This window comes from Methylobacterium sp. E-066, from assembly GCF_022829635.1.
GTDB lineage: Bacteria > Pseudomonadota > Alphaproteobacteria > Rhizobiales > Beijerinckiaceae > Methylobacterium.
Window position 1 is genome coordinate 29,230 of record NZ_JAKSYO010000203.1, and the last position, 20,050, is coordinate 49,279.

Below are 20,050 nucleotides of genomic sequence, written 5' to 3' on the forward strand. Positions count from 1 at the left end.
GGGGGAAAGCCCATGTCGACCGAGAGGCTGCCAACCGAACGGCCCCGCGCGGGGTCCAACGTCCCGCTCAGCGAGCGCGCCTACCACATCCGCCGCCATGCCTTGCGCATGGGCGAGGTCCAGGGCCAGGGCTACATCGCCCAGGCTCTCGGCATCAGCGACGTGCTGGCGGTGAGCTACTTCCACGCCATGACCTACCGGCCCGAGGATCCCGAATGGGAGGGCCGCGACCGGTTCCTGCTGTCGATCGGCCATTACGCCATCGCCCTGTACGCCGCGCTGATCGAGGCGGAGATCATCCCGGAGGACGAGCTGACCAGCTATGGCGGCGACGACAGCCGCCTGCCGATGTCCGGCATGGCGGCCTACACGCCCGGCATGGAGATCACCGGCGGCTCGCTCGGCCACGGGCTCGGGATCGCGGTCGGCATGGCGCTGGGCCTCAAGCGGAAGGGTTCGAAAAACTTCGTCTACAACCTGTTCTCCGACGGCGAGCTCGACGAAGGCTCGACCTGGGAAGCCGCCATGTCGGCGGGCTCGTTCAAGCTCGACAACCTGATCGGCCTCGTCGACGTGAACGGCATGCAGGCCGACGGCGCCTCCACGGGGGTGCTCAACTTCGAGCCGCTCGCCCCGAAATTCGAGGCGTTCAACTGGTTCGTGCAGCGGGTCGACGGCAACGACATCGACGCGCTGGTGGCGGCCTTCGACGCCGCCCGGAACCATCCGGGGCCGCAGCCCCGGATCATCATCTGCGACACGCGCATGGCCAAGGGCGTGCCGTTCCTGGAGGCGCGCGAGCGCAACCACTTCCTGCGCGTCGAGCCGGACGAATGGCAGCGGGCGCTGGCGATCCTGGACGAAGGGAGGGTGCGGTGAGACGCTCGAAATACGAGAAGCCTGCTCCGCGGGAAGGCGGAAGCCTCAAGACCTCGGCGATGATCGCCTCGCTCGCCGCCCCCGGGCAGCGCACCAAGGCCGCGCCGTTCGGCCATGCCCTGGTCGAGCTCGCCAAGACGCGGCCCGACATCGTCGGCCTGTCGGCGGACCTGTCGAAATACACCGACCTGCACATCTTCGCGCAGGCCCATCCCGAGCGGTTCTACCAGATGGGGATGGCCGAGCAGCTCTTGATGAGCGCGGCCGCTGGGCTGGCCCGCGAAGGCTTCACGCCGTTCGCCACCACCTACGCGGTGTTCGCGGCGCGCCGGGCCTACGACTTCATCTGCCTGGCGATCGCGGAGGAGAATCTCGACGTCAAGATCGCCTGCGCCCTGCCCGGCCTGACCACCGGCTACGGCCCGAGCCACCAGGCGACGGAAGACCTCGCGATCTTCCGCGGCATGCCCAACCTCACGATCATCGACCCGTGCGATGCGCACGAGATCGAACAGGTCGTGCCGGCGATGGCCGCCCATAAGGGGCCGGTCTACCTGCGGCTCCTGCGCGGCAACGTCCCGCTGGTGCTCGACGAGTACGGCTACACGTTCGAGCTCGGCAAGGCCAAGACGATCCGCGACGGACGCGACGTGCTCGTGATCTCCTCCGGGCTGATGACCATGCGGGCGCTCGAAGTGGCCGATGCGCTGCGCGACGACCGGATCGACGTGGCGGTCCTGCACGTGCCGACGATCAAGCCGCTGGACGAGGCGACGATCCTGCGCGAGGCCGGGCGCGGCGGCCGCCTCGTGGTGGTGGCCGAGAACCACACGGTGATCGGCGGCCTCGGCGAGGCGGTGGCGGGCGTGCTGATGCGCAACGGCACGATGCCCGAGCGCGGCTTCCGCCAGATCGGCCTGCCAGACCAGTTCCTCGACGCCGGCGCCCTGCCGACCCTCCACGACCGCTACGGGATCTCGACCGCCGCCATGGCGCGGAGCATCCGCGGATGGCTGTGAGCCGCCTCGCCTTCGTCGGCCTCGGCGCCATGGGCCTGCCGATGGCGGGCCACCTCGTCGCCGCGGGTTTTTCGGTGCGCGGCTACGACATCCGGGCGGAGAGCCGCGCGGCCCTGGTGGCCGCAGGCGCAGCGCCGGCCGAGACCCTGGCGCAGGCAGCCGACGGCGCCGACGCGCTCCTGCTGATGGTGGTCAACGCCGCCCAGGCCGAGGAGGTGCTGTTCGTGCAAGGCGCCCTCGACGCCCTCGCCCCGGACGGGATCGTCGTCCTGATGGCGACCTGTCCGCCGGGGGCTGTGGAGGCCATCGCGGCACGCGTCTCGGCCAAAGGCCGCCGGTTCGTGGATGCCCCGGTCTCGGGGGGCGTCGTCGGGGCGAGGGCCGCCAAGCTCACGATCATGGCCGCGGCCCCGGCCGCGACGCTGGCGGCGATCCGCCCGATCCTCGACGCGCTGGGCGACCGGATCTTCCCTGTCGGCGAGCGGCCGGGCCAGGGCGCCACCGTCAAGGCGGTGAACCAGCTCCTGTGCGGCGTCCATATCGCGGCCGCCGCCGAGGCGATGGCGCTGGCCGGACGGGTCGGGGTCGATCTCGCGGTGGTGCTGGAGATCCTCTCGGGCTCCTCGGCCTCGAGCTGGATGCTGCGCGACCGTGGCCCCCGCATGCTGGAGCCGGAGCCGGAGGTGACCAGCGCGGTCGACATCTTCGTCAAGGATCTCGGCATCGTGCTGGAGGCCGGCCGCAGCGCCGGCGCGGCCCTGCCGCTCGCGGCGCTGGCCCATCAGCTCTTCGTCTCGACCTCGGGCCGGGGCGACGGCGCCGACGACGACAGCCAAGTTGTGCGCGCCTATCGCGCGCTCAACGGCACGTAAATGTAGGGGCTTGCGGGCCGGCGCGGCTTGTCCGCGCGCCGCGGAGCCCGGATGATCCGCGCCGGAGAAGAAGCGGCGCGTGAGACGCACGAAGAACGGCACCGGGACCCGTATCCGGGGCCGAAGATCAAAAGACGCACGATCCACATGACCGGATAACGGCGGGGATCGGGCGGCTCGGAACGACCCAGGGAGTGAAATCATGCGCGACACGCGTTTCAGCCGCCGCAGCCTGCTCGTGGGCGCGACCGCCGTGCCGGTCTTCGGCATCCTCACCCGGCGCGGGCAGGCCGCCGAGTTCTCCTACAAGCTTGCCACCGGCCAGGACCCGACCCACCCGGTCAACGTCCGGGCGCAGGAGGCCCTCGACCGGATCCGCGAGGCGACCGGCGGGCGTTTGGAGATCAAGCTGTTCCCGGCCAACCAGCTCGGCTCCGACACCGACCTGCTGGCGCAGGTGCGCAACGGCAGCGTCGAGTTCTTCAACCTCGCCACCTCGATCCTCGCCACCTTCGTGCCGGCCGCGAGCCTGCCGAACACCGGCTTCGCGTTCAAGGATTACGACGCGGTCTGGTCGGCAATGGATGGGGGGCTCGGCACCTACGTCCGGGCCGAGATCGCCAAGACGCCGATCCTCACCGTCTCGAAGGTCTGGGACAACGGCTTCCGGCAGATCACCTCCTCGACCCGCGAGATCAAGACGCCCGAGGACCTGAAGGGCTTCAAGATCCGCGTGCCGCCGGCGCCGATGCTGACCTCGCTGTTCAAGGCACTCGATGCCGGGGCGGCGCCGATCAATTTCAACGAGCTGTATTCCTCGCTCCAGACCAAGGTGGTCGAGGGCCAGGAGAACCCGCTCGCCATCACGGCCACGGCCCGGCTCTACGAGGTGCAGAAATCCTGCAGCCTGACCGGGCATGTCTGGGACGGCTACTGGATCCTCGGCAACAAGAAAGCCTGGCAGCGCCTGCCGGAGGATCTGCGCCAGACGGTCTCGCGCGAGCTCGACCGGTCCGGCACCGACCAGCGCGCCGATGTCGCCAATCTCAGCCTGTCCCTGCGCGAGAGCCTCGCCGCCAAGGGCATCACCTTCGTCGATGTCGACCGCTCACGCTTCCGCGAGGCGCTCGGCCGGACCAGCTTCTACCGGGACTGGAAGGCCAAGTACGGCGATGCGGCGTGGGCGCATCTCGAAGACGTCTCCGGCAAGCTGACCTGAAGGACGACTGGCATGCAGATCGATATCGCGGCCGTCGAGAGCGCGGCCGGGCTTGAGCTGGCGGGGCCGCCGCTCCGCGCCCGAACCTGGCTGCGCAAGCTGGACGTGGCCCTGGGCTACCTCGTGGAGATCCCGGCGGCCCTGCTGGTGCTGGCCGAGATCGCCGTGCTGTTCGGCGGCGTAGTCAGCCGCTACGTCTTTCGCGAGCCGCTGGTCTGGTCGGACGAGCTGGCCGCGATCCTGTTCCTGTGGCTCGCCATGCTGGGCGCCGTGGTTGCCTTCCGCCGCGCCGAGCACATGCGCATGACCGCCATCGTGGCGATGTGCGGCCCGCGCATGCGCGCCTTCCTGGAGACGGTCGCCCTGGTGGCCGGCCTGATCTTCGTGGCGCTGGTCCTGGAGCCGGCCTTCGAATTCGCCAGCGAGGAGACCTTCGTCCAGACCCCCGCGCTGGAACTCAACAACGCCTGGCGGGCCGCCGCCCTGCCGATCGGCTTCGGCCTCATGCTGCTGGTCGCGGTGATCCGCCTGCTAGAGACCGCCGACTGGCGCCTCACCGTCGGGGCACTCGCGCTGGGCGGCGGCATCGCCGCCGGGCTCATCGCGCTCCAGCCCGTCTTCGCAGGCCTGGGCAACCTCAACCTGATGCTGTTCTTCGTCCTCGGCGTCGGCGCCCTGGTCTTCTCCGGCGTGCCGATCGCCTTCGCGTTCGGGCTGTCCACCTACGCCTACATCACCCTCACCACCGGCGCGCCGTCGATGGTGGTGGTCGGGCGCATGGACGAGGGCATGAGCCACCTGATCCTGCTCGCGGTGCCGCTGTTCGTGTTCCTCGGCCTGCTGATCGAGATGACCGGCATGGCCCGGGCCATGGTCGGGTTCCTGGCCTCGCTCTTGGGCCACGTGCGCGGCGGCCTGCACTACGTGCTGGTCGGCGCGATGTACCTCGTCTCGGGCATCTCCGGCTCGAAGGCCGCCGACATGGCCGCGGTCGCCCCCGTGCTGTTTCCCGAGATGAAGGCCCGGGGCGCCAAGGAGGGCGACCTCGTGGCGCTCTTGGCCACCACCGGCGCCCAGACCGAGACGATCCCGCCCTCGATCGTGCTCATCACCATCGGCTCGGTCACCGGCGTGTCGATCACCGCCCTGTTCACCGGCGGCCTGCTGCCAGGCCTCGTCCTGGCCGTGACGCTCTGCGCCCTGGTCTGGTGGCGCTACCGCCGGGAGGATCTGAGCCACGTCGCCCGGCCGTCGCGGAGCGTGATCGGCCGCGCCCTCGTGGTGGCGGTGCCGGCCCTGGCCCTGCCCTTCGTGATCCGCTTCGCGGTGGTCGAGGGCATCGCCACCGCCACCGAAGTCTCGACCATCGGCATCGTCTACGCGGTGCTGGCGGGGCTCCTGATCTACCGCCAGTTCGACTGGCGGCGGCTCTACCCGATGCTGGTGATGACCGCGACCCTGTCGGGAGCGATCCTGCTGATCATCGGCGCGGCCACCGGCATGGCCTGGGCGCTGACCCAGTCGGGCTTCTCGCAGACGCTCGCGGTGGCGATGAAGAGCCTGCCCGGTGGCCCCGTGGGCTTCCTGTTCGTGTCGGCGGGCGCCTTCATCATCCTGGGCTCGGTGCTGGAGGGCATCCCGGCGATCGTGCTGTTCGGCCCGCTGCTGTTCCCGATCGCCCGGCAGGTCGGCGTGCACGAGGTGCACTACGCCATGGTGGTGATCCTGGCGATGGGCATCGGGCTGTTCGCCCCGCCCTTCGGGGTCGGCTACTACGCCGCCTGCGCGATCAGCCGGATCCACCCGGACGCGGGCATGCGCCCGATCGTCGGCTACATCCTGGCCCTGCTCGTCGGCCTCGTCGTCATCATCCTGGTCCCCTGGTTCTCGATCGGGTTCCTCTGAAAGTCCTAGATTCGAAAGGTCCGAGACCTTTCGTGGGTCCAGGGCGAAGCCCTGGTTCATCGGGGCTCCGCCCCGATACCCCGCCAAAGGGCTGAGCCCTTTGGAAACCCCGACGCACGCCTGAACTTCGAGCCCCCCGCCATGCCCGAGACCGACTCATCGACGCTCACCGCCCGGATGGCCGACGCGATCCGCTTCCTCTCCCTCGACGCGATCGAGCGGGCGGGTGACGGGCATCCCGGCGCGCCCCTCGGCTGCGCCGAGATCGCGGTGGCCCTGTTCACCCGCCATCTGACGTGCAATCCGGCCGATCCGGAATGGCCGGACCGCGACCGGTTCGTGCTCTCGAACGGGCACGGCTCGATGCTGCTCTATTCCGTGCTCCATCTCGCGGGCTATGCCGGCCTGCCGATGGAGCAGATCCGGCGCTTCCGCCAACTCGGCTCCCACACCCACGGCCACCCGGAGATCGCCCCCGAGCTTGGCATCGAGGCGACCACCGGGCCCCTCGGGCAGGGCATCGCCAACGCGGTCGGCATGGCCGTGGCCGAGGCCAAGCTCGCCGCCACGTTCGGTCCCGGGCTCGTCGATCACCGCACCTACGCGCTGGTCGGCGACGGCTGCTTGCAGGAGGGCATCGCCCACGAGGTAATCTCGCTCGCCGGCCATCTGCGCCTGTCGAAGCTCACCTTCCTGTGGGACGACAACCGGATCACCGACGACGGCGCCACCGACCTGTCAATCTCGGAGGATGTGCGCGCCCGCTTCCGCGCCGCCGACTGGCAGGTGATCGACGCGGACGGCCACGACGTCGACTCCGTCTCCGCGGCAATCCTTCTGGCCCAGGCCGATCCGCGCCCGACCCTGATCGCCTGCCGGACCGTGATCGGCCGCGGCCTGCCCCGGCTGGAGGGCCAGCGCGGCGCCCATGGCGGGCGGGTGTTCGAGACCGACCTCGCCGAGGCCCGGGCCGCGAAGGGCTGGGACCATCCGGCCTTCACGGTGCCGGACGACGTCGCCGCGGCGTGGTGCACGGGCGTTGCCGAGCGCAACCGCGCGGCCTACGCGGCCTGGCATGCCCGGCGCGAGGCCCTGCCCGCCCCGATCCGGGCGGAATTCGACCGGGTGAGCGCCGGCCGCCTGCCGGAGACCTGGCGCGACACGCTCCGGACCCAGCGAGACCGCTTCGCCGCCGCCGGCGAGGCGCGCCCGAGCATCGAGGTCTCCGCCGAGATCGTCGGCGCCCTGTCGGAGGCGATCCCCGAGCTGTTCTCCGGCGCCCCGGACCTCGAAGGGCCGACCCGGCACAAGGGTCCGCTCCACGCCTTCACGGCGCAGGACCGCTCCGGCCGCTACCTGCATTACGGCATCCGCGAGCACGCGATGGGCTCGATGATGAACGGCATCGCGGCCCATCGCGGGCTGGTCCCGGTGGGCGCCACCTACCTGGTCTTCTCGGATTACATGCGCCCGTCGCTGCGGATGGCGGCGCTGATGAACCTGCCGGTCATCACGGTCTACAGCCACGATTCGATCGCCATCGGCCGCAACGGCCCGACCCACCAGCCGGTGGAGTACCTCGCCTCGCTCCGGGCGATCCCGAACATGCTGGTCTTACGCCCCGCGGACGCGGTCGAGACGGCGGAATGCTGGGAGATGGCTCTGGCCAACCGGCACGGGCCGACCTCGCTGATCTGCTCCCGACAGCCGCTCCCGGCCCTGCGCCAGTCGGGCGGCCCCGAGAATCGCAGCGCCCGGGGCGCCTATGTGCTGGCGGAAGCCGAGGGGGCGCGGCGGGTCACGCTGATCGGCACCGGCTCGGAGGTGGCCCTGGCGCTCGCCGCCCGCGACATGCTCCAGGCGGAGGGCGTGCCGACCGCGGTGGTCTCGATGCCGTCCTGGGAGGCGTTCGCGGCGCAGGACGAAGCCTATCGCCGGCAGGTCATCCCGCGGGACACGGTCCGGGTCGCCGTGGAGGCCGCCCTGCGCTTCGGCTGGGATCGCTGGATCGGCGAGGAGGGCGGCTTCGTCGGTATGACCGGCTTCGGCGCGTCGGGCGCGCCGGAAGCGCTGTTCCGCCACTTCGGCATCACCGCCGAGGCGGTGGTGGAGGCCGCGCGTGCGCGCTTGGGTTGAGGCTGACGGCCGGTCAGATCATTCCGGCGCCGCCGGTGCGCGCGATGCGCGCGCGCTGCTCGGCATAGCGACCGTTGGCGACGCGCTTCAGCGCGCTTTCGAGGCGGTCCGCGACCTGACCGAGGAGCGAACGCTCAGCGCGAAAGCCAACGAGATACGCGAGGGTCGCCATCGTGCCTGATCCCGAACAAGGACCGGGCCCATGCGCCCGGTTGCTGCGGTGCAATATGCGCCCGCCCGGGATTGCGCGTCAGGGGGTTCTCAAGCGGCCTGCCATGCAGGGAAAGCATGCAGCGGACACGGAATCTTCACCGGATTGATCGGGGAGCTGTATCCGGCCGGTGCAGTGCAGCGAATGCTGCCATCCGGACTGTCACCGCTTGGCGGACGGGCCTGCGTCGAGGGGCAGGCAGCCGCGATTCTCGAGTTCCTCGCGTATCGCCCGCTTGGTGATCTTGCCGTAGCCGGATTTCGGCAAGGCGTCCCAGAAGAACACCCGCTTCGGCAGCTTGTAGCGGGCGACCTCGCTGGCGAGCCACGCCATCAGCTCGGCCTCGCCGATCTCGGCCCCGGGACGGGCGACGCAGACCGCCACGCCGACCTCGCCCCAGGCGGGGTCGGGTACCCCCAGGATCGCCGCCTCGGCGATGGCCGGGTGCCGCAGCAGCTTCTCCTCGGTCTCGCGCGGATACACGTTCGACCCGCCCGAGATGTACATGTCGGAGGCTCGGCCGGTGATGAACAAAAACCCTTCCGGGTCGAGATGGCCGAGATCGCCGGTGCGGAACCAGCCGTCGCGAAAGGCCGCCGCATTCGCCTCCGGGTTGTCGTAGTAGCCCGCGAACACCGCCGGGCCGCAGACGCAGATCTCGCCGGTCTCGCCCGCCGTCAATTCCCGCCCTGCCCCGTCCTGGATCTGCACCTGCATGCCGGTGCGCTCGAAGCCGCAAGTGCCGACCTTCACCCCCGGCCCGTCCTCGGCGGAATGCAGGCGGGGCGGCAGCACGGTGATGTTGCCGGTCACCTCGCCGAGCCCGAAATACTGGACCAGCACCGGCCCGAGCGCCTGCAGCGCCCGCTTCTGATCCTCCCGGTACATCGGCGCGCCGGCATAGATCACGTGGCGCAGGCTGGTGTGATCGTGCGCCGCGACCGCCGGGTGCTCGGTGAGGAGCTTCACGATGGTCGGCACCGTGAACAGGTTGGTGATGCGCCAGCGCTCGACCAGGGACCAGACCTCCTCAGGGTCCAGGCGCGCGCCGCCGGTGAGCACCGTCTTGGCGCCGGCCGCGACCTGCGCGAGCTGATGGATGCCGGCCCCGTGCGAGAGCGGCGCGACGACAAGGGAGGCGTCGGCCTCATTGGTGCCCGGCATCAGGTCGCAGAGGTGGTTGGTGATCACGAAGGCCATCTGGCCGTGGGTGAGCACCGCCGCCTTCGGCCGTCCGGTAGTGCCCGAGGTGAAGAAGAACCAGCATGGGTCGTCGTGCTCGACATCAGCGGTCGGGGCCGCCGCCCCCGCGTGCGCGGCGACCAAAGCGTCGTAATCCAGCCCGAAGGCGGAGCCGCCGATCTCGACCATGAGCCCCAGCTCGGGCGCGGCCGCGCGGATCGCGGCGGCGTGGTCGGGGAACTCCGTGCCGCAAATCAGCGCCGAGGCGCCGCTGGCGCGGGCGAGATAGGCGACCTCCGCGGGCGTCTGCCGAAAGTTCGTCGGAACCCAGACGGCGCCGAGCCGGAAGCAGACGAACATCGATTCGAACAGCGGGTTGCCGTTGCGGGCCTGGACCAGCACGCGGTCGCCCTTGGCCACCCCCCGGGCTGCCAGCGCTGCCGCCATGGCGTCGACCCGGGCATCGAGGGCGCCCCAACTCCAGCTCCGCTCGTCCCAGGCCAGACCGATCGCGTCGGGCCAGCGGCGGGCCGCCCGGCGCAGGAAATGGGCGAGGTTCATCACCCGCCGGGAACAGGGCGCGACGCCGCCGCGCGGCGCCGGCCCCGTCGGGCCGCTCATGCGAGTTTCCCGCAGGCCTTCTCCAGCAGGGACCAGCCCTCCTCGCCGTACCGGCCCTTCCATTCGGCATAGAAGCCGGCCTTGCGCAGCTTCTCGCGAAACGGCTCCGGATCGGGCTTGTTGAACACGAGGCCGTTCTTGGTCAGGTCTTCCTGCAGGCTGGCGTTGAGCTTGGCGACGTCGGCCCGCTCCTTCATCCCGGCTTCGTTGATGTGGCGGGCGACCATCGTGCGCAGGTCCTCGGGGATGCGCTCCCAGGCGCGGCGGTTCGCCAGGAACCAGTAGCCGTCCCACATGTGGTTGGTGAGCGAGCAGTATTTCTGCACCTCGTAGAACTTCGTCGTGGCGATTACCGCAAGCGGGTTCTCCTGGCCCTCGACGATCTTGGTCTGGAGCGCGGAGTAGGTCTCGTTCAGGTTGATCGAGGCCGGCGCGGCCTCGAAAGCCCGGAACATCGAGGTCCAGAGCGGCGAGACCGGCACGCGGATCCGAAAACCCTTGAAGTCGTCCGGGCTGGCGATCGGCCGGGTCGAGGAGGTGGTCTGGCGGTAGCCGTTGTCCCAGATCTTCTCCATGGCGACGAGGTTGGCCTTGGCGATCTGCTGGCGGACCCAGGCGCCGAGCTCGCCGTCCATCGCCGGCCAGACCGCGTCGTAATCCGGGAAGGCGTAGCCGATGCCGTTGATCGAGGCGTTGGGCACCAGGGTCGAGAGGATCAGCGGCGACATCGTGAAGAACTCGACGCTGCCCGAGCGCAGCTGGCTCAGCGTGTCGGTGTCCGAGCCGAGCTGGCTCGTGGGGAAGATCTTCAGATCGAACCGGCCGCCGCTCTCGACGCGCAGAGCCTCCGCCATCTCGCGGGCGCGGATGTTCATCGGGTGCGTGTCGGGCAGGTTGTTGGCGTATTTGTAGGTGAAGTCGGCCCGCTGCGCCCGGGCCACGTGCGGACTGGCCACGCTCCCGGCGAGGATCGCCGTCGAGCCCGTCGCGAGGAATCGGCGACGGGACAGGGACAAGCGAGATGGCGACGACATGGGCGGCCCTCCTGGTATGGGCACGTGGGCCCGGCGTTTCCTCAGGGTCCACGTTCGTGCGCGGACTCTCTGTATCTCGACGCTTCGATAGCGGCTGGCCGAAACCAGTCAACGGCGCCGCGGCGGCGCGGCTATCGGAGTTGGGGACTTGTCAGGCCGTCCGGATCGGCACCGCTTCGACCCTGCCGGCGGGCATGGCGCGAATCCGGAACGGCACCCGCGGCGGATGGCCTGCTCCGGGCCTACGCGGCCGGCAATTGCTGCTCCAGATGGGCGCGAAGAACCGAATAATGCTCGACGACCTTGTCGAGCTTCTCGGTGTTCGCCTTCCTGATCCGTTCCGACCCCTCGTGCGGTCGGTAGGTGGTCGCATAATGGGCGGCATGCGCCTTCAGCTTCGTCGCCACGAAGGCCATGTCGGCCGACCAGACGACCTCCCGGCGGACCAGCTGGAGGCGCCGCGCGATCTCGAGCCCTTGCAGGTCGAGCGCGATGCCGCCGCCCATCTGCTTGAACAGGTCGAACATCGAATCGAGGATCGCGATGGCGTTCTGCGCGGACACGGAGCCGATCCCTCAAGCGCCGGCGGCCAGGAGATCGGGCCGCGCGTACCAATCGTCGAACAGGGATAGTTGCCGGAACCGGCGGCGGTAGCCCAGCCCGGTCAGCAGCGTGTGGATCTTCTCGCGGCTGTCCGAAAAGTTGTGCTCGACGCTGATGAGCGCGATGTCGTGGCGCGTGAAATCGAAGCTTTGCAGCACGTCGAACTCGCCGCCTTCCACGTCGATGCTCATGTAGTCGATCCGCTTGGGGGCGCGAGCCTCCGCAAGGAAGCGCTCCAGCGAGATCGTCTGCACCGGGTATTGCCGGCCCTCCTGGCGGAACCGGGCGTGGAAATCGCCTTCCACCAGGTCGTTCATGCCCGACAATTCGCCGATATCGACCTCGTTGAACAGCACCTCGACCCCGTCGGTCTTGTAGACGCATTTGTCGGAGATGTAGCAGGTCCGGTTCGCGTACAGCGCGGCGTGCCAGGCCCGGGCCGGCTCCGCGAGGGCGCCCTGCCAGCCGAAGGTCTTCTCGAGCAGCAGCGTATTGCTGAGGCTGATGCCGTCGCAGGCGCCGAACTCGACGAAATAGCCGTTCCGCTTCTCCTTCAACTCGTACAGGACCCAGAGATCCTGCAGCAGCTGGGCGTTGGAGTATGGGGCCATCTTGGTGGCGAAGGCGAGGAGTTCGATCTCGGAGCTCAGGAGATGGGGCTCCCGGTCCAGATTGTTCCTGAGATCGATCAAGGCGTTGAACACCGTCAGGAGCTCGACATCCATGGCCCTGTCTTCCACCTTCTGACTGGGATCGATCGATACGGGGACGGGTTCGGGCTGGGCGCGCTCAGCGCCGGAGGCCGCCGGAAGGCTGGCCCCCCAGAACCCGGTTCGAGCCGTCGAACAGGACGGCGTGCTGGAGCGAATCGGGCTCGCGATCCGGGATGGCCCGCGCCGCCTTGCGAAGGGCGAACACGAACCGCTTGCGGCTGAACCCGTAGGGCCGGAGGCTTGCCAGCACGGCATCGACCAGTTTGGCCATGGCCTCGGAATGCGCCCGCGCCAGATCGCGGTCCCGCACCGCCGCGTCGCGCTCGGCCTTGATCAGCGCCAGCTCGATCTGCTGTTGCTGGATCCGGCGGATGTACTGGGTGTCGATGTCCTGGACGGGGGTCTTCGTCATACGGCAGCCTCCGAGGCCCGGAGCGGGATCAAGCTGGAACGCGGCCGGCGACGCGGTGGGATGTGCGATGCGGCTTGGTGCGGATCTCTAAGCCGCCCGTGCGTCCCGTGCCGCCTGCAGGTCGAGCCACAGGTCCAGCCCCAGCGGGCCCTGTTTGCGGATCGCGACCCGCGCGCGCCGCGTTTCGCCGTCGCGCACGAACGTCAGATGCTCCGGAATCCCGCCGGCCGCGATCACGCGCACGTGGGCGCTGACCTCATCATACGCCAGGATCGCGCAGGGGACGTCGAAGCTGCCGAGCTTGATGGTCGCCTTCAGGTGCGGGACGGCGGGAACGAAGTGCTTGTTGGCCATGCTGGACGCATCCTCGATATGCGAGGCGCGAGACTAGGCCAGATCGGAGGCGCCTTGTGTCGTAGCGCGGCAACGGCCTTCGCAAATGCGCTGACGCCGCCGCCCATGCTGCCGCGCGGGCTGTCGCGGCCGTCATGAGCGTCAGGCCTGTTCCGCCATGGCGGCCGCCGCAGCCGTCAGCCCCCAACGGACGAGGTCTTGGGCGTCCCGCGCCGTCTTGGCCTCCGCATAGCACCGCAATTCCGGAGCGTTGCCTGAGGCCCGGAAATGAATCGACCGGCCGCCGTCCAGGCCGATCCGGATCCCGTCCTGCTCATCGACCGATTGCGGCGAACCGATCGGCCGGAGGAAGTCACCGCGGAACGCCGCCTCGCGGAGCCGTCCGAGAAAGGCGCCGCTGCGCTCCGAGGGCGTGTTGGGAAGCCGGTCGCTCGCCATCTCCCCCGCATCGAGCGAGGCGACGAGATCGGCCAGCGACGTACCGGCCGCGCGCGCCGCGGCGAGTGCGGCCAGGATCGGCAGCATCGCGTCCCGCGTCGGCAGCGCGGGCAGCGTTCGATCGCCGCGGGCGACATCCGATCCGAGCAAGAAGCCGCCATTCGCCTCGAAACCGACGACGGCCCGCGCCCCAGCTCCCTGCGCTCGCTCCATCCCGGCGATGACGAAGGGCGAACCGACCTTGGTGCGCAAAACGCGGCCGAAGCCACCGGACTGCTCCAGCGCCGAACCGGCGGTCACCGGCACCACGACCGTATCGGCGCCGAGGTAGCGGGCGGTGATCAGCCCGAGCACATCCCCGCGCACGATCCGCCCGGCGCCATCAGCCACCAGGGGCCGGTCGGCGTCGCCATCGGTGGTCACCAGGGCATCGAAATCGCCGGACGCCATGACCTCGCGGATGAAGGCGATATCCTCGGGCCGATGCGCCTCGGTATCGATCGGCACGAACGTCTCCGACCGGCCGATCGGCGTAACGCTCGCCCCGAAGCTTGCGAGCAGATCGGTTAGCAGGTCGCGCGCGACCGAGCTCTGCTGGTAGACCGCGATGCGTAGGCTCTTCAGGATCTCCGGCGCGAAGGCGTCGCTGTAGCGCCGATGGTAGCGCGCGATGGCTCCGGGTTCCGATGGTGCCGCAGCCGATGTCCGCATCTCGCCGACGGCTGTGACATCCCCCAGGGCTGCCAGGATGGCAACCTCATCATCCTTGGTGATCTCACCGTCGGGCCGATAGAATTTCAGGCCGTTGCGGTCCTCGGGGATGTGACTGCCGGTGACCATGACGGCATAGGCCCCGCGCCGCATCGCCTCGAGCGCGAGGGCCGGGGTCGGGAGGGCCCCGCAATCGATCGCCTCGAAGCCGGCCGCAGCCGCAGCGTTCGCCACCGTCGCGGCGATGCCCGGGCTGCTGTCGCGCAAGTCCCGCCCAATCACGACGCTGCGCCGGTTACCCTCCGCCGAGACGGAGCGGAAGAACGCGCTTGCGTATGCGTAGCTCGGCCAACCCACGAGGTCTGTCACGAGACCCCGCAGGCCGCTGGTACCGAATTTCAGACTGCTCACGGCGTTTCCATCGAGCCTAGCGCTGGGATGCACTCCGACGACTGATGCCGCGAATCGCGCTTCTTCACAACGCCTGGCGTGAAGGCTGTGAGGTTCGACGTGGCTGCCGCTCTGTTCCTCATGTGCTCACTGGATCGAGTCAACGCACTCAGCGCAAGTAGCCCGCTTGTGCCAGCGCGTATCAGGGCAGTTTGCACGGTGTTGCTTCGCCTCCGGGCGGCGTCATTCCCGGAACCGTAATTGGGTTCGTTTTGCCAAAAACTGCTGGGAAGGTAACGGCGGATGAAAGCCTGCCTCCAGGTTGTACGTGTATAATTCCAGGTTGCTATCGGGCTTCGCAGGGGCAGGCGACGAAAGTCCCGGTCGTGACATGCGTCCGCGAATATTTTTCCTGTTGGCTCAGGTCGGCATTACCAAACTCTCCTGAAGCCGGCCGTTTAGACCCACGAAGTTAAATAATAGGGTTAGGACGCCGAAAATTCTGGTGAATGCCCAAGTATAATAGAAAATTTGCACAAAATGGATATGATGCCGAAGCTATTTATTAGTAATAATTTCAATTTAAAATATATTTTACGATAGTATTACTTGAGTTTCTATCTGCCTAATAATCGACGAATGGCTTTAAATAATGCGAAGCGCGTATGCATATTAATATTCGGATTATATTTGCTTGTGTAGATAAATTCAAATAAATCACGCATTTTCACTAAGGATCTAAAGGAAGAATTCCTGGAGCCGGCGGACTGCGAATTTCCTTCTCGACATGGCCCGACGTTCGTACCGATCCAGACCCTCAAGCTGTCGGAAGAGTTCCAGAAAGAGCTCGGCAGGTGGACGATCATCGTCTTCCGTTCTGCCTCCTGAAGCGAGCGGGGTGTTTCGTAGCAGCGTGGTCTTGAATGTCCGGACCCGCTGGAGCTGAAACTGCGCTTCGGCAACATCTCGAGCCGCTCCTAGAGCGGCTGCACCGGTGTGATGCTCATCTGTGATCAGCTGAGCGAGACGCTCGATCTCCGCCGATGTCTCAGGATTAGGGTCCGTCGCCGAGAGGCCGTGCTTCCGCGCATTTTGTTTTGAGCGGACCTTACCGGCACGTGTGCGGGGGCCGGTGCTGGCCTGAGCGTTGCGGCGATTGGCACGCTTGGCGGGCTCAGAGGTCATCGCTAGGTCAATCCTCGGACCGGGACGTCATGGGATATCCGCGTCTTCGACATCAAGACTGTCCGCGGTGGCGGTACGCACCTGCTGTGCGAAGCTCGCCCGCTTGCGTTCGATCTCACGCAAGAGCGCGTCTCGGCGCTGGTCGGCCATCGACACGAGCCTGTCAATCCGCTCGATCACGGGAAGGCTCAGCATAAAGGCATGTGCCGTTACATCTTCCGCCGTGAGACCTCGCTTCTGAAGCAGTGCATCTACTTCATTTCTCTTGGGCTCGCTATTGGTCACCCAACCTGCGGCAAGTGAATCAGCCGATGGTGCTCCAATGATCTTATCTATGCCCATCGGGTCCGCATTCTGCAGGGCGGGGCTGATCAACTCCTCGGCAGCTTTCAGCCGAGCCTGCGCCAAAATTTGACGGCGCCAGCGGCGAAGCCGTTTCGCCTCCCAAATAAGGTCGACAACGTCCTTGACCCAGATCGCCTCGATCACATCGACGGGCTTGACCTGCTGGACGATGCTGCGCAGGAGCGCGTCGTACTGGTCTGTGACTTCGCCCGGCAGGAGTGGCCGCTCGTCGAATAGGAAGGCGAGATGGGCAGGGATATCCGGCCTCACTTCGCCTGATTCGGCTGCATCGACATCGGGATTAGGAATTATTTCACGTCTGCGCAGCCGCGGTTGATTTGTCATCTGACTCTTTGTTCCTGCCCCGTGAACCTTAGCGGAAGGTGCAGGTCGGACACAAAGCCGATCGACTGATCCAGCCGTCGGATCCACTGAGCGTGGTGTCGGACTGAAGTTCAAGGCCTCCTCGGGCGCCGATTCCAGCTTCGCATTGCTAGAAAGACGAGCCGCAGGATCGCGACGGACCACGGTGCCGTTGACCTTTCGCTTGAGGGGGCCTGCCCGCGAACCTGGGAGCGGCCGAGCGACGACGGCAGCGCCCAGATGGCGGATCTTCTGCCGTTTCGCCTCGGCGGCACGGGCGTGATCATCACGCGTCTTTTCTCGACCGCAAGCCTCATGCGCGGGGCCCATGTTGTCGATGTCATCCATCCCACCGAGCTCGAGGGCCCGGATGTGTTCGACGATCCAGCGCTCGCGCACGCCGTCGATCCGCCGATCACAGAGGACACAGGTGCCGCCAGTCCTCTCCCAGGCCTGAAGCCTGCGGCGCCCCGACAGGGACCGGCGGCGAGTCGTGCCTACGTCCTCAAGAGCCACGTACGGCATCGCGGCGCTCGTCTTGAGGCTTCGGTCGGACGGCGAGCGCTTTCAGCGCGCGGTGAGTTAGATCCTCCCAATCACACAGGAGCTGCTCATAGCGTTCGATCAAGGCCCTAAGCTCTGCATCGTCCTCACGGGCGACGAGCTTCACTTGAAGGGCCAACGACGCCACTGTTGGGCGTGTGTGATGATCCGCGCCACCGCGCGGTCTCTTCTGAGCCATGGTTTGCCTCGCTGTTGACTTCGGTGACGAGACGCTGAGTGCGGGTTAGCTGCCCTCGCCAGGTCGCGTTGTCGTGTCAGCGTGCTGCGTGGATCGAGCCGGCAGCCATGCCCCGCAGCCCCCTACGGACTGGCAGAAATCGGGGATGCGGGCATAAGTCATCGTTCGCGCTCCTGATGGGGCTCGTGGCGGGAGATCGAAGGTGGAAGGGGCGTCGGCCGGAGGCCGGTTAGGCCTGAGGGGCACTCAGGACGCCGGGGAAGCGAGTACGGAGCGTCCGTGCGTGGTCGATGGCCCAAGTGTGGCGCTGGCGTAGGTCAGTGGGGTCGCCGTCGGCTCGGATGAGGCGGACGCGGTACGAGGCAGCCAGGACGAGGCAGGTCGCGTGATCCTGTCGAGCGTGGGCGAGACGCTCGGTTGGCGAGCGTAGGACGAGGGGTAGTGCGTGGTTCATGGGCCCCCTCCCCTCAGTGTGCGGCCATGTGACGGGCGAGCTTGGCGGCGCCCCAGGCCGCCTTGAGCGCCACCGACATGGCGTCGGCCCAGGAGCAGCCGAACCGTGCTTGGTGGAGGTGCGCCGCCTTGGCGGCGGCTCGCATGATCGCGGACCGATCGAACTTACCGGCGACGAACAGCGGACGCCGGTCGTAGCGAACGGTCAGGTTGATGGAGGCTTTAGCGGTTAGAAGGCCGGCCGGGATTTTGGTGCGGTCGTCACGAACGTCGCGGAGTGCGGCGTTCCAGGAGATGCGGCGCGGGAGGGGCATGGTTGACAGACCTACCTATGTCGGCTGGAAACTCCACCGTGTGTGTGATGCACATAGCCATGTCGGTGTGTGCTGTCAACCCATAAGTGTGTGTGGCAAACATCAATGCTTGTGACGGGTAACCAGCTCAAAGCCGCGCGCGCGCTGCTCGGCGTCGAACAAACCGAACTCGCCAAAAAAGCGGATCTGCACGTCAACACGATCCGTAAGATGGAGGGGAAGGGGGCCGCCGAAATCACTAGCGGCGCCGACATAGTACGCCGCGTGCAATCCGTTCTTGAAGCAGCTGGCGTCGAGTTCTTGAACCATGGGCGGCCTGGCGTGCGCTTGCGAGGCAATGCGTGACCGATGAACCCGTGTCCCCGAAGCGCCTGTCCAAGGTTCTGCGCCTCTGCACCATGCTCGCCGACCGCGCGTTCGACGCGCCAATGGTGGGACGGACAGTGCCTGCGGACCAGGTTGTAGCGCTGGCGGAGGCTTCAAGCCTGTTGCAGGATCCCCGCAGAAAAGATTTGGATCGAGTTAAGCGAGGGGGCGACTACCCCCTCCTGAATTATAGTTATCTAGGCATCGCGCAAATGACGACATGATCAGTGAGAGCGAGGATACAAGCGATGCCGCTCCGCATACGGATGAAGACCAGAAGCAATTCACAGGTATTATTTCATGTCATCGCCAAATGATGAAGCCGCACGGCGCGATAAATTCATCCATCATGTCAAATTTTTCGATGCAGCAAGTCGTTATCCCACTCCTTATGTTGGCTTTACGGGAAGACCTGGCCATCGCTTCCAGCTACATTGCCTCCCTTATGATGCGGCTGGCTTTATAAACTTAGAAACAACCGGGCCTCGTACCGACCCGAAGGAAATCCGGATATTCGTTGTTGGCGACAGCACAATGGCGACAGGTACAGAACTAGAAAATACCGTTCCTAAAAGGATTGAGAGCATTCTTAGAAATTCTTGTTCACAGCGAGTTAATGTCTACAATTTTGCCGTCGTGTCCTCAAATACTGAACAGATGTGTTCATTGATTTGGAGTCGCCTGCTGGATCTTGATCCCGATTTGATCGTTGTGGTTAGTGGCGGTACCGACGCTTTCCAGCCATACAGCTTCGATCCCCGACCAGGATTTCCATATAATTTTTTTATTAATGAGTATTTATACGCCCATTATTTCGATGAAAACAACGACAAATCATGGCAGTCGGGCCTCGATTATGATGGCGTCGTAAATAACGCCTTCGACTTCAATACGAGACTTCGAGAAAGCGTTGGTTATGGAACAACTTCATGGGAAGAAAGGGTAGCGCTTAGTTATACAGGATCTCTGATAAGGCTTGCTCGCACGGCTAGGGCTGTTCACATACCAATTTATTATTTCTTAGAGCCAATTGCAGTACGGAAGAAGGGTGCGGACGTCAATGAGTCGCGGTTTGCTTCACCTGAAGCGATCGCGTATCTAGCCAGACAATATGATCGCTTTGAGAAGTCGTTATCGGATCTGCGCGCCCTGCGACTTCCCAAAAATCTACACTTAGTCGATGCTAGCCGGACCCTAAACAAAAATGGGCCGGGCGAATTCTATGACATTCTGCACTACGACAGAGATGGCACTGCGACGGTTGCTGAGTTTTTCGCCAATCATTTGGTCGATGCCGTCAGAAAACGCAGTGCTCCTCGCTCTAGGCGGAGTGTAGGCGGTTGGATGCGCAACGCAATCACTCGTTTCAAGCACCTCGCGTGACGCGTCACAGCGTCAAGCCACCTTCTCCTGAAGAAGCGAGCGGAGGTGTATTGCCGAACGCACGAAAGGCTTTCTGAAGTGAGGGACCCCGTCGCACCACCCGACAAGGTGGCCCAGGTCGCGGGGATGGCAACAGCGCTGGCCGCAAGGGGCCGCGCTCGGCATCCTGGCTCGATGGCGGAGCGCAGGCACAATGGTCT

Annotated in this window: 19 protein-coding genes; 7 read left to right on the forward strand and 12 right to left on the reverse strand. The window is 66.4% G+C overall.

Features of this window, described 5'->3' with window-relative positions; translation table 11 throughout:
* Positions 1-12: 12 nt before the first annotated feature.
* From MKL20_RS29960 to tkt, 6 genes are all read left to right on the forward strand, one after another.
* Positions 13-879, forward strand: coding sequence for a transketolase (locus MKL20_RS29960; RefSeq protein WP_243970862.1), 867 nt, complete (start codon positions 13-15; stop codon positions 877-879).
* A complete protein-coding gene (locus MKL20_RS29965) occupies positions 876-1,898 on the forward strand; it encodes a transketolase family protein (RefSeq protein WP_244039741.1) in 1,023 nt (340 codons plus the stop codon). The genes MKL20_RS29960 and MKL20_RS29965 overlap by 4 nt, the downstream gene beginning before the upstream one ends.
* A complete protein-coding gene (locus MKL20_RS29970) occupies positions 1,889-2,770 on the forward strand; it encodes an NAD(P)-dependent oxidoreductase (RefSeq protein ID WP_244039742.1) in 882 nt (293 codons plus the stop codon). The genes MKL20_RS29965 and MKL20_RS29970 overlap by 10 nt, the downstream gene beginning before the upstream one ends.
* Positions 2,771-2,972: 202 nt before the next feature.
* The gene (locus MKL20_RS29975; RefSeq protein WP_244039743.1) at positions 2,973-3,989 is read left to right on the forward strand and encodes a TRAP transporter substrate-binding protein; all 1,017 of its coding nucleotides are present in this window, start codon (positions 2,973-2,975) and stop codon (positions 3,987-3,989) included.
* A gap of 12 nt (positions 3,990-4,001) precedes the next feature.
* The gene (locus tag MKL20_RS29980; protein ID WP_244039744.1) at positions 4,002-5,894 is read left to right on the forward strand and encodes a TRAP transporter large permease subunit; all 1,893 of its coding nucleotides are present in this window, start codon (positions 4,002-4,004) and stop codon (positions 5,892-5,894) included.
* A gap of 141 nt (positions 5,895-6,035) precedes the next feature.
* On the forward strand, positions 6,036-8,030 hold the full coding sequence (gene tkt, locus MKL20_RS29985) for a transketolase (protein WP_244039745.1): 1,995 nt from the start codon (positions 6,036-6,038) through the stop codon (positions 8,028-8,030).
* A gap of 13 nt (positions 8,031-8,043) precedes the next feature.
* Here the strand turns inward: tkt and MKL20_RS29990 are convergent, their stop codons facing one another.
* The 12 genes from MKL20_RS29990 to MKL20_RS33210 form a co-directional block, all read right to left on the reverse strand.
* The gene (locus MKL20_RS29990) at positions 8,044-8,202 is read right to left on the reverse strand and encodes a hypothetical protein (RefSeq protein WP_167367835.1); all 159 of its coding nucleotides are present in this window, start codon (positions 8,200-8,202) and stop codon (positions 8,044-8,046) included.
* A gap of 201 nt (positions 8,203-8,403) precedes the next feature.
* Complete coding sequence (locus tag MKL20_RS29995; protein WP_244039746.1) at positions 8,404-10,044, reverse strand: acyl-CoA synthetase; 1,641 nt, start codon at positions 10,042-10,044, stop codon at positions 8,404-8,406.
* Positions 10,041-11,078, reverse strand: coding sequence for a TRAP transporter substrate-binding protein (locus MKL20_RS30000; protein ID WP_244039747.1), 1,038 nt, complete (start codon positions 11,076-11,078; stop codon positions 10,041-10,043). Before MKL20_RS30000 ends, MKL20_RS29995 begins: the two co-directional genes overlap by 4 nt.
* 242 nt (positions 11,079-11,320) lie before the next feature.
* Positions 11,321-11,641: a hypothetical protein gene (locus MKL20_RS30005; RefSeq protein ID WP_244039748.1), complete on the reverse strand. Its 321-nt coding sequence runs from the start codon at positions 11,639-11,641 to the stop codon at positions 11,321-11,323.
* Between the two features lie 12 nt (positions 11,642-11,653).
* Positions 11,654-12,406, reverse strand: coding sequence for an FkbM family methyltransferase (locus MKL20_RS30010; RefSeq protein WP_244039749.1), 753 nt, complete (start codon positions 12,404-12,406; stop codon positions 11,654-11,656).
* Positions 12,407-12,470: 64 nt separating this feature from the next.
* Complete coding sequence (locus MKL20_RS30015) at positions 12,471-12,806, reverse strand: hypothetical protein (RefSeq protein ID WP_244039750.1); 336 nt, start codon at positions 12,804-12,806, stop codon at positions 12,471-12,473.
* An 87-nt stretch (positions 12,807-12,893) separates the two neighbouring features.
* On the reverse strand, positions 12,894-13,160 hold the full coding sequence (locus MKL20_RS30020; RefSeq protein ID WP_244039751.1) for a hypothetical protein: 267 nt from the start codon (positions 13,158-13,160) through the stop codon (positions 12,894-12,896).
* Between the two features lie 141 nt (positions 13,161-13,301).
* On the reverse strand, positions 13,302-14,720 hold the full coding sequence (locus MKL20_RS30025; protein ID WP_244039752.1) for a phosphomannomutase: 1,419 nt from the start codon (positions 14,718-14,720) through the stop codon (positions 13,302-13,304).
* Between the two features lie 717 nt (positions 14,721-15,437).
* A complete protein-coding gene (locus MKL20_RS30030; protein ID WP_244039753.1) occupies positions 15,438-15,884 on the reverse strand; it encodes a hypothetical protein in 447 nt (148 codons plus the stop codon).
* Between the two features lie 27 nt (positions 15,885-15,911).
* On the reverse strand, positions 15,912-17,117 hold the full coding sequence (locus tag MKL20_RS30035) for an HNH endonuclease signature motif containing protein (protein ID WP_279595074.1): 1,206 nt from the start codon (positions 17,115-17,117) through the stop codon (positions 15,912-15,914).
* A gap of 684 nt (positions 17,118-17,801) precedes the next feature.
* Positions 17,802-18,101 (reverse strand): hypothetical protein, encoded by a 300-nt coding sequence (locus MKL20_RS30040; RefSeq protein ID WP_244039755.1) that lies wholly within the window; start codon positions 18,099-18,101, stop codon positions 17,802-17,804.
* A 102-nt stretch (positions 18,102-18,203) separates the two neighbouring features.
* Positions 18,204-18,410, reverse strand: a complete 207-nt coding sequence (locus MKL20_RS33210; protein ID WP_313902757.1) for a hypothetical protein — start codon at positions 18,408-18,410, stop codon at positions 18,204-18,206.
* A gap of 357 nt (positions 18,411-18,767) precedes the next feature.
* Between MKL20_RS33210 and MKL20_RS30050 the strand changes: the two genes are divergently transcribed.
* Complete coding sequence (locus tag MKL20_RS30050) at positions 18,768-19,850, forward strand: SGNH/GDSL hydrolase family protein (protein WP_244039757.1); 1,083 nt, start codon at positions 18,768-18,770, stop codon at positions 19,848-19,850.
* Positions 19,851-20,050: the final 200 nt, after the last annotated feature.